The sequence below is a fragment of the Pseudomonas sp. BJa5 genome, from assembly GCF_030272875.2.
Classification (GTDB): Bacteria; Pseudomonadota; Gammaproteobacteria; order Pseudomonadales; family Pseudomonadaceae; genus Aquipseudomonas.
In genome coordinates this window covers 84,244-94,834 of record NZ_JALRNG020000021.1, presented here as the reverse complement: position 1 = coordinate 94,834, position 10,591 = coordinate 84,244, and the positions used below count along the sequence as shown (strand labels likewise).

Genomic DNA, 10,591 nt, shown 5'->3' with positions numbered 1-10,591 from the left:
GGCCGGATGCAGGAGCGAGCGGTTTTGGTTCCTTTTGCCAAGACAAAAGGGACCCGCCGTAAAGGCGGAAGGGGCCGGCAGCGGCGCTGCATGAGATGGATAAGCTCGCCACCACAACACCCAAGCCTTAGAAACATAGTCCCCAGGATGCCGTGAAGAGCCACAAAAAAAGACCGCAACCACCCCCATCGGTAGTTGCGGTCAAGCGGGAAACGAAGGAGAACTGCGGTTGCTGGGTGAGCCATCGCAGGCTTCGCCAGCTCCCACAGGGGACATTGCAGTGCCTTGTGGGAGCTGGCGAAGCCTGCGATGGACGGCATAGCCGTCCTGCTACTGCTGCAGGACGGACGCCTGGTTGCCATTGCCAAACTGCTGGACGGTGGCGTTCATGTTCGCGCCGCTCTGGTCGACGACGGCCTGGTTGTAGGAACCACCCTGGGTCACGTAGGCGACGTTGGCACCATTGACCCCATCGGTCTGGGTGATGGTGGCTTTGTTGTTGTCGCCGTACAGCTGCCAGGTGTAGCTCTGGTTGCCGCTGCCGGACTGGTCGAGCAGGATACTGTTGGTGGAACCGGTGCTGGAGCCGGTGGCGTAGTTGTCGGTACCGCGCTGGGCGGCGATCAGCAGGTTGTCGCTGCCGTTCTGCTCGAAGTACAGCTCGTTGTTGCTGTCGGACTGGGTCACTTCGGCGGTGTTGGTGTAGCCGTTCTGGTTCAACCGGGCCAGTTGGTTCGCGTCATTCTGGGTCAGGTTGGCGCTGTTGCCGGTGCCGTTCTGGTTGATCTCGGCGCGCTGGCCGCTGCCGAACTGGCCACCGGATTTCTCGCCTTTCCAGTTGCTGGCCAACACCTGGTTGCCGGTACCGGTGGAGGTCACCGAGAGCACATGGTTGTCGCCGTTCTGGTAGGTGAAGCTGAGGTTGTTCTGGCCGCTCTGGACCAGGGTGGTGGTCGACTGCAGCGACTCGAACTGATCGGCGTAGAGGGCGTTGAGGCTGCCGACCTGGAGCACGCTGGCGATGTTGCCGTCACCGAAGCTCTGGTCGACGATGGTTTCGTTGGTCTGGCCATATTGGGTGATCGACGCTTGGGCGCCAAGCTGGGTGTCCTGCCAGACCTCGGTGGAGTTGCCGGTACCGTTCTGGGAGATGTTCACGGTACCGCCCTGGCCCTCGCGCTGGTCGCCGTAGGCCCAGTTGTCGTCGCCGACCTGGTAGATGCCGATCTGGCCGTTGTTGTGGTTGATGTGCTCGGCGGCGCTGTAGTTGTTGTTACCGGTCTGGACGCTGGTGGCCGAGTTGGTGCCGCCACTGAACAGTTGTTCGACGTACGCCCGGTTGTCATTGCCGTACTGCAGGGTCGTGGCCTGGTTGCCGATCTGCGAATCCTGGTAGACGAACGAGAAGTTGCCGGTGCCTTGCTGGGTCTGCTGGGCGTTGTTTTCGGTGCCCAGGGACTGGCTGGCATGGGCGACGTTGAGGGCGCCGGTCTGGTTCTGGTGGATCTGGCTACCGGTCTCGTACAGTTGCTCGGCGTAACCGGCGTTGTAGTCGCCGGCAGCATCCTGCCAGATCGGGCTGTCGCCGCCTTCCTGCTTGATGGCGTGGTTGTTGCCCTCGCCGTACTGGTTCTGGGTGGCAGTGCTGTACGGCGCTGCGGTTTGCTTGACCTCGGCGATGTTCTCGGTGCCGGATTGGCTCTGGGTCGACAGGCTGTCATCGGCCATGACCTGGCCGGCAACGGCCAGGACAATTGCGGCGCTTAAGGGAGCGAGCTTGAACATGGTGGTGCCTCCAGGTAACTATCGGTATTGATTGACTTGCACGCGCTGGCCGTTGCCGGCCTGGACCACGGAGCTGGAAAGCCCCGAGCCGGACTGGGCGATGCTGGCGCTGTTGCTGTTTCCGTACTGCTCGATCTGCGCACGGTTGTTGCTGCCGCTCTGGGTGATCGATGCGTTGTTGCCATACCCCTGTTGGTTGATGGTCGCCATCAGGTCGTTGCCTTGCTGCAGGATGTACGCCTCCTGTGCGCCACCTTCCTGGACGATGCGGCCCAGCAGGGCCTGGCCGTCCTGGCCGATGGCGGCGCGGTTGGACTGGCCGTCCTGTCCGATCAGCGCCTGCTGCCCGGCGCTGGCCGGCAGTGGCTGCATGGACAGCGGCTCGCCCAGGTCGCCGCCGGGGCCGATGTCGGCGTTATCCATCAAATCGTCGGCCAGGGCGGCCTGACCGATCAGGGTCAGGCACAGCAGCAGGGTGGTCAGGCGCGCCATGGTCGTTTCTCCTCGGGTTACTGCACGTTGACCGGCACGGTGCGGACAGTGCCCTGGCTAGTACGGATGGTGGCCGTAGGCGCCGCGGTCGGAATCACCGTGGTGCTGTTGCTCACCGCCAGGCGCCAGCGTCCGGTCAGCGGCACCGCGGTACTGCCCAGGGTGACCAGCCCGTTCGGGGTGGTGACCTGCACGGTGACGGTGTTGCCGGTGGTCACCGAGGAGGTGCCCGAGATGTCCCAGTTGAAGCGGTTGTTGGAGCGCGCCGTGACGGTGGCGGCGGTCACTGCGAAGGTCTCCGCTGCCGGCCGTGGCGACACCTGCACGTTCACCGTGGCCGGTGCCGAGAGGGCGCCGAGGCTATCCCGGGCGATGTAGGTGAAGGTGGCGGTGAAGGCTGCCGTGATGGTGGCCGGTGGGGTGTAGATGACCTGGGTGCCATCGGTGGTGACCGTACCGCGTCCGGTGGCGGGTTGGCCGACGCTGGCAACGGCCAGCGGCGTGTTACCTTCCGGATCGCTGTCGTTGAGCAGCACGTTGATCGGCAAGGTCACGCCCAGGGTTGCCGCCGTGTCGTTGACCACGGTAGGCGGCTGGTTGGGTGCGACGTTGACGGTCACTGTGGTCACTTCCGACTTCAGCCCTTTCTTGTCCTGGGCCCGGTAGGTGAAGGTGGTGGTCATCGGCGCGGTGACAGTCGCCGGCGTGGTGTAGACCACGGCGGTGCTGCCGCTGAGGGCGACAGTGCCCTGGCCGGTAGCCGGCTGGGTCAGGTCGGTGATGCTCAGTGGCACATCACCGTCCGGGTCGCTGTCGTTGGTCAGCAGGTTCATGGTCAGCGGCACGCCGGAGCTGGTGCTACCGACGTCGGCCTGGGTCACCGGTGGCTGGTTCTCGGCCTCGACCGGCGCGTTGCCGACCACCACGACTGCCTCGGTGTCGCTGCCGCCGGCTGCCGACTTGATGGTCACGGTGGCCGGTGGCTGTTGCAGGTCGTTGACGGTCAGGGTTTGCAGGGTGCCGGACTTGGACAGGCGGCCATAGCCCTGGGCGACCAGGTCGGGCACCTGCACTTCGTCACTGGAACTGGCCTCGATGCGCAGGCGCTTGTTGGCCCAGTCGTAGCGTGCAGTGGTGACCTTGACCACGTCGCTGAGCTTGCTCGACAGCGCGGTGGGGCGATTGACGCCGCTCGGGTCGGTGGCGGTGACCACGACCACCGGTGGCGGCGCGGCACTGCTCAGGTGATGGGCGAAGAACAGGCCGCTGTTGTCGGCCAGCAGGTTGAACTGGCAAGGCGAAGGCGGGGTGCCAGGCACCAGGGCCAGGGTTTCACGGAAGCACAGGGTGGCCGTATTCGGTGCCTTGGCGAACACCTCCACACGGGTGCCTTCGGCGGTGCGCCGGTAGCTGGCGCGTTGCAGCTCGGCGGCCACCTGGGTGCGCTGGTCGAGGACTTTGCCGGAGACGGTGAACAGGTTGGTCTGGATGGTCCCGGCCGGGCCCTCGATTTTCACGAAGTTGGTATTGAACGGGCTGCCGATGACCGGTTCGGTAATGTTCGGGTCGCCAATGAAGGTTTCGATGGTCGAGGTGTCGGGGTTGACCTCCTTGTAGGGCCCGCCGGCGCCGCGCAGGAATGGCCCGAGCGCACCCTTGAGCGCGCCGCTGAAGTCGCCTGGTGCACCGATGCCGACGTCGCGGGTAATGTTGATCGCCCGCCGTCCGGGGGTAGTGACGTTGACGGTCTCTACGCCATAGGGGTGGGTAATGACGTAGGTACCGGCCTGGGGTACCGAGACGCGGATACGGATACGGGCAAAGCTCTGCTGGTCGCCATCGACCGGGTTCTCGGCGGCGAAGGCCGCTTCGATGCCGGCGACATAGACGTCCATTTCATAGCCGCTGTTGCCCACCGCCGGAATCGAGGTTTCCGCCAGGTACCAGAACATCTCCGGTGGCCAGTTGTCGGGGAATACCAGGGGCAAGGCATCGTCGTAGATGCCTGGCTCGGGCAGCAGCGTACACATGTAGGCTGGCGGCACCGAGACCGGCACCCGCGAGCTCGCAGCGCGCGACTGGCACAGCTCGAGTGACAGGTCGTCGTTGTCCTGGTACCACATCGGGTAACGCCCGGTGGCCAGGGTGTAGGGGCCGGGATCGACCGCCTTGAGGCCGGCCCAGGCAGTGCCGGCCAGCGAGAGGGAGAGCCCGGCTGCGCATAGCGCCAGGCGTGGCCAGTTGTTCATGGTGCCTCCTGCTACGGAACGTGGCGAGATGATGTTCATGGCACAAGCACCACTTCTTCAGTGTCGGTACCGCCATTGGCGCTGGTCACCGTGACCTTCGCCGGCGGGATCGGCGAGAGCCCGGTACTGAGCGTCTTGACCGCACCGTCACCGCTCAAGGTGCCGATGGTGGCGCCGTTGCCGGTGGTGGCGACGAGTCCCGGAGGGCTGGTTTCATCACTGGTGGAGGCGACCAGGGTCAGCTGCCCGGAGTTCAGGCTGAACTCGGCGCGCTGGATCACCACCAGATCGGTCAGTGGCAGGCTCAGGGTGGTCGGGGTGCTGCTGGGGATCGCCAACTGGTTGTCGGCGGTCACCTGCAGGTTCTGCGGCAAGGCCGGGTTGAGCGCCGACTGGCCGTACCAGGCGCCGGTGCTGTCGGCCTCGCTCAGGCTCAGGGTCGGGGTCTGGCTGATCAGGGTGGCGGTGCCCGGTGGTGGCGGCGCCTGCACGAAGACATCCTGCTGGGCGCGCAGGTCGCCGTCCTCGCTGTGGCGCGAGTAGGTGCTGCGCTGGGCGATGATTGGCGTAGGCCGGACGACGTTCGAGAGCTTGCCGGAGATCGCGAACAGCTCGGTGCGCAGGTCCAGGCCGTTGGGGCCTTCGATGCGCACGAAGTTGGTGTTGAACGGACTGCCGGTGACGGCTTCGTTGAGGTTCGGGTCGCCGATGTAGATTTCGCTGGCACCGGTCTCCGGGTTGGTTTCGGTGTAGGGCCCACCGACGCCACGCAGGAACGGGCCGACATCGCCCTTGAGGGCGCCGGTGTAGGTTTTCGGCGAGCCGATGCCGATGTCGCGGGTCATGTTGATCGCGCGTCCACCGGCGGCGGGCACATCGAACACCTCGACCCCGTAAGGGTGGGTGATGATGTAGGTGCCGGCGGTGGGCACATCGACACGGATCCGCACCCGGGCAAAACTGACCTGGTCGCCGTCGTGCACGTCTTCGGCGGCGAAGGCCGCCTCGATGGCCGAGCCGTAGCTCAAGTCGATACCGCGGGCGGCATCGACGAGCGCCGCGTCAGCGGTGAACCAGAAGGTCTCGTCGGGGTAGTTGGTGGGGAAACTGATCGGCAGGGTGTCGTCGAACACCCCGGGTGCCGGGTTGAGGACGCACATGTACGAAGGCGCGCCGGGGGCACCGGCGACCCGCGAACTGACGGCCTTGGACAGACACAGGTCGAGTACCCTGCCATGGGTATCCTGGTACCAGGCGGCGAAACCGCCTGTTGCCGGCGTGTAAGGGCCGGGGTCAACGTCGAACAGTGCGGCTTGGGCTGGTGCCTGGATAAGGCCGGCCAGGATCAGCAAAGCCAGTGGGTGGGGCGTTGGACGGTGCATGAGTCTTCCCTCTCGCAATCGGGCCCATGGACTTGGGTCGTCTGCTCAAAGGTTGGCAACTTCCATACCAGTTTCGGCAAAGCCTTGTACTGCCTGGCCTGTAGAGAAAAACAGGAGGCAGGGCAGGGTGAACGGCGCGGGGCCGATGACCCAGGGTTGGGGGCGATTGGGGGGAGCGCAGGGGCAATCACAGGTAACTGGTCTATAACCTTAAGAGTCATCTGCCGGGAGTTCGCGATGGATCTGCAGTCACGCCTGGACTCACCGTCCCAACCTGCCGCCAATGCTGCAGCGGGCACGGGCAAACGACCCTTCAACCTGCTGCGCTGGTATGCTTTCGTCAGCCTGGCGATCATCCTGTCGGTGGCCGTGGGCCTGGGGCTGATCTCCAGCCGCTTCGTGATCAGCCAGAGCGTCGAGCGCGATGCGCTGCTCACGGCCCAGTTCATCCAGGCCATCGCCTCGGCCGAAGTGCGTCATGTGTCCATCCCCAATGTGCGGACCATGGGCGAGTTGCTCGACCCACGCATGGACCAGAGCTTTCCCGACGTCGACCCCCAGGCCCGGCGCAGCGCCCGTGGCGAGTTCCTCGATCACATCGCCAACCTGCCGGACACGCTCCTGGCCAACATCTATGCCCCGGACCGCATGGTGATCTGGTCGAGCAATCCGGCGCTGGTGGGCAAGATGATCGAGGCCGACGAAGACCTCGAGCGTGCCTTCGAGGACAAGGTCGGTGTCTCGGCCAGTTACCACAACGTCGACCAGGCACGCAGCGAACAGAAGTTCATCACCCCACCCGAACAGCTGTTCATCGAGAACTACATCCCGCTGTTCGATGCCGATGGCGAGAACGTCACGGCCATGGTCGAGATCTACAAGGAACCCCGCGACCTGATCCTGCGCATCGAGCGCGGCCTGGTGCTGATCTGGCTGGCGGTGGCATTGGGCGCGGCGCTGATCTACGGCGGCCTGTACTGGTTGATGTACCGGGCCAACCGGCAAATGGCGGTGCAGCAGAAGCGCCTGATCAACAACGAGACCTTTGTCGCCCTGGGCGAGATGTCCTCGGCGGTGGCCCACAGTTTGCGCAACCCATTGGCCAGCATTCGCTCCAGTGCCGAGCTGGCCCAGGAAATCGAAGAGGGCCCGGCGCAGAAGAACATCGGCGACATCATCAGCCAGGTCGACCGCATGTCGCATTGGGTACGCCAGTTGCTGCAGTCATTGCGCCCACTCAACGACGAGGTCGAAGCGGTGGAGATCGAACCGGTGCTCAAGGACAGCCTGCAGGCCTTCACCCTGCAGTTGCGGCGCCAGGGCATCGAGGTGCAGGTGGGTACCCTGGCCGATGTGCGGGTGCTCAGCCAGCCGGCGCTGCTCGGGCAGATTTTCAACAGCCTGATCGCCAACGCCCTGGAGGCCATGGCCGAGGGCGGGACGCTGCGCGTGGAGCAGCTGATGAAGGGGCGCAAGACCGTGGTCCTGCGGGTGCGCGACAGCGGCAAGGGCATGACCGAGGCGCAGTTGCGCATGGCCCTCAAGCCGTTCTACACCACCAAGCAAGGCGGGCTGGGGGTTGGCCTGGTGCTGGTCAAGCGCATCATGGAGCGCTTTGGCGGATCGGTGCGCCTGAGCAGCCAGGAAGGTGAGGGCACCACCGTGCAACTGAACTTTCGTGTGGCGCGCTTGCCGGCTGCCCAGTGAATTCCCCACCGTTTTTGACCCGACTCTGGGGGGATAAGCCCCACTGTCTTCGCTCCCCCGTGCAGCGAAATCCAGGCTAATACATTGATTAATAACAGATACACATTTTGAAACACTTTTGGCCAGTTAGTTGCAAATCGATATCACCCGTCAGTAAAACCTGGGTGAGACATCATGGCCAAGCGAGTGCACTACCCCCATTGCCTGAGCGCAGCTCTGGCATTACTGCTGGCGGCCGAAGCGCCTGCCAGCCCCGTTGACGACGTTGGCCAGCCGGACCCGGGAGATCCGTCGACCTACGCTGATCTACCGGCGGATCCGAACGCGGCGCTGCAGAATCTGTTGCTGCTGCCAGAAGCCAACATCGGCGCATACGATACCGCCGAGGGCGAGGGTGATCGCAACACCCCGCGCCAGGAGAACGAGCGTCCGCCTGCCTTGCAGACGTCGTTCAACTACCCCACCAATGGCGCACCGAGCCCCTTGTTCGGCGCCTTGCCGTTCACCCAGCAGTTGCTGCTGTTCGAAGAATTCGGGCCGACCCGCCTGGACCCGAACACGCCGGCATGGCAGTTGATGTTTCCGGCACCGAGCACCGGCCCGGCACCGCAGCAGGACCCGGTCAGCGTCGCCCGTAGCGCCCCCAACGGCCAGTTGCTCGATGCCTTTCTCAAGCAGCCGGGCCTGACGCCGTTCCCCAGCCAGTTCTCCAATACGGTCGACCGCAACCCCTGGCAGGCGCAGATCCAGCAGTTCCTCAACCGCTACGTCTATGCACCCGCCGAAGGCCGTCCGCCAGGAAAGGGCTGGTCGCATCAGCGCTGGAACGAGTTCTACCCGCAGGCGGCGTACAAGACCGCCCAGGCCGGTGCGCGGATCAATGGCGGCCTGCGTGACGCCGACCAGATGCACCACTACAGCGTCGGCGAGTTCGGCCCCGGCGGGCTGTATTACAACACCGCAGGGCAGGCCTATACCCAGGGCACGACCAAGGGGGTCGATACCCGTTTCCACCCCAACATGCCGCTGCAGAACCACAAGGCGCTGTGGACCTTCGATGGCACCTTGCCGGCCAAGCTGCTGATGGTGCGCTACGGCCAGCCGCTGTTGATGCGCCATTACAACGCCCTGCCGATCGATCCTGCGGCCAACCAGGGGTTTGGCCTGCACACCATCAGCACCCACGAGCACAACGGTCACTCGCCGGCCGAAAGCGACGGCTATGCCAACGCCTTCTTCTTTCCGGGGCAGTACTACGACTACCGCTGGCCGCTGCAACTGGCCGGCTACGACAGCATCAACACCCGCGCCGAAGACCCGCGTGCCGCCTTTCCCTGCACGCCGGGCGAAACCCTGTGGGTCAACGATGCCAACCCCGGGCTGAAAACCTGCGACAACGGCAGCATCCGCATCCGTGGCGACTGGCGCGAGACCATGAGCACCCACTGGTTCCACGACCATATGCTCGATTTCACCGCGCAGAACGTCTACAAGGGCAACGCGGCGATGATGAACTACTACAGCGCCCTGGACCGCGGCAACGAGGCCTTCCAGGATGGAGTGAACCTGCGCTTTCCCAGCGGTTCGGCGCTGTCGTGGGGCAACCGCGACTATGACGTCAACCTGCTGATCGCCGACAAGGCCTGGGGGGCCAACGGCCAGCTGTGGTTCAACCCGTTCAACACCGACGGCTTCCTCGGCGACCAGGTGCTGGTCAACTGGCAGTACAAGCCGTTCCTCGACGTGCGCGCCCGCAGCTATCGCCTGCGCATCCTCAATGGCTCGGTGTCGCGCTTCTTCAAGCTGGCCATGGTCCGCGAGATCAAGGGCAGTGGCGGCGAATTCCCGGGGCCCAAGGGCTCGGGACTGTCGTATGCGCGGGTGCCGTTCCACATGATCGCCAACGACGGCAACATCATGGAGCATTCGGTGCCGTTCGACGGCAGCATGGATCTCGATGGCGACGGCGACCGCAAGGATCACAACGCCATCCTGCCTACCCAGGGCATCGCCGAACGCTACGACATCATCGTCAACTTCGCGAAGAACGGCATCAAACCCGGGGACAAGCTGTTCCTGGTCAATCTCAAGGCCCACGAAACCGGCAAGGGCCCGAAAGAAGACATCGAGCTGGCCGATGTGCTGTCCGAGAAGTACCTGGCGGTGCTCAAGCAGACCAGCAAGGGCCCGCAGTGGGACCGGGGCGATCCGGCGGTGGGCAAGGTGCTGCAGTTCAACGTCAAGGCCTACAGCGGCCAGGACCTGGCCATGGACCCGGCGGACTACGAGCCGGCCAAGCCGGGCAAGGCCGAAGGCAAGGTGATGATCCCGCTCAAGCTGCACCGTGACAATCCGGCTGACCAGGCTCTGCTGGCCAACGCCCGGCACCGCACCTTCATCTTCGGCCGCTCCGACGGCACCGACCAGGCGCCCTGGACGGTCAAGACCGATGGCAGCCTGGGCTTCACCATGGACCCGCGGCGCCTGAGTGCCGCGACACAGTTGGCAAGCGGGCCGACCGATGCCGGCACCAGCGGCATCGGCACCCTGGAAATCTGGAAGATCCAGAACGGCGGCAATGGCTGGAGCCATCCGGTGCATGTGCACTTCGAGGAGGGCATCATCCTCAGCCGTGGTGGCAAGGCACCGCCGGAGTGGGAGAAGTGGGCACGCAAGGATGTGTACCGAATCGGCACCGAGGACGATGGCCTGGACAACGTCGAAGTGGCGATCAACTTCCGCGAATTTGCCGGGACCTACATGGAGCACTGCCACAACACCCAGCACGAGGACAACTCGATGCTGCTGCGCTGGGACCTGGAGCATCCCGGCCAGTTGCAACTGATGCCCACGCCGTTGCCCAGCTGGGACGGGGTCCAGTACGTCAACTCCGCAGCACTGCCCACCTTCCGCTCGGGCGATGGCAAGGGGCCGCAAGTCAAGGTCGGCAACTAGCCGAAGGAGAGGATCATGGAG

The 10,591-nt window shown here is 64.6% G+C and carries 6 protein-coding genes; 2 read left to right on the top strand and 4 right to left on the bottom strand.

Translation table 11 applies throughout. The features are described 5' to 3' along the window. Positions 1–330 precede the first annotated feature (330 nt). From M2D63_RS14000 to M2D63_RS13985, 4 genes are read right to left on the bottom strand one after another with little or no spacing between them, the layout of a single operon-like run. The gene (locus tag M2D63_RS14000) at positions 331–1,785 is read right to left on the bottom strand and encodes a curlin (RefSeq protein ID WP_285863520.1); all 1,455 of its coding nucleotides are present in this window, start codon (positions 1,783–1,785) and stop codon (positions 331–333) included. Positions 1,786–1,803: 18 nt separating this feature from the next. Continuing rightward, a complete protein-coding gene (locus tag M2D63_RS13995) occupies positions 1,804–2,277 on the bottom strand; it encodes a curlin (RefSeq protein WP_285863519.1) in 474 nt (157 codons plus the stop codon). A gap of 17 nt (positions 2,278–2,294) precedes the next feature. Further along, entirely contained in the window at positions 2,295–4,526 is a 2,232-nt protein-coding gene (locus M2D63_RS13990; RefSeq protein ID WP_285863518.1) for an Ig-like domain-containing protein, read from the bottom strand. Between the two features lie 35 nt (positions 4,527–4,561). After that, positions 4,562–5,908, bottom strand: coding sequence for a hypothetical protein (locus tag M2D63_RS13985; protein ID WP_285863517.1), 1,347 nt, complete (start codon positions 5,906–5,908; stop codon positions 4,562–4,564). 237 nt (positions 5,909–6,145) lie between these two features. Between M2D63_RS13985 and M2D63_RS13980 the strand changes: the two genes are divergently transcribed. Next, positions 6,146–7,615 carry a HAMP domain-containing sensor histidine kinase gene (locus tag M2D63_RS13980; protein WP_285863516.1) on the top strand — a complete coding sequence of 490 codons (1,470 nt, stop codon included), beginning with the start codon at positions 6,146–6,148 and terminating at the stop codon, positions 7,613–7,615. 174 nt (positions 7,616–7,789) lie between these two features. Beyond that, complete coding sequence (locus M2D63_RS13975; protein ID WP_285863515.1) at positions 7,790–10,570, top strand: multicopper oxidase domain-containing protein; 2,781 nt, start codon at positions 7,790–7,792, stop codon at positions 10,568–10,570. The last annotated feature ends 21 nt before the right edge of the window (positions 10,571–10,591 follow it).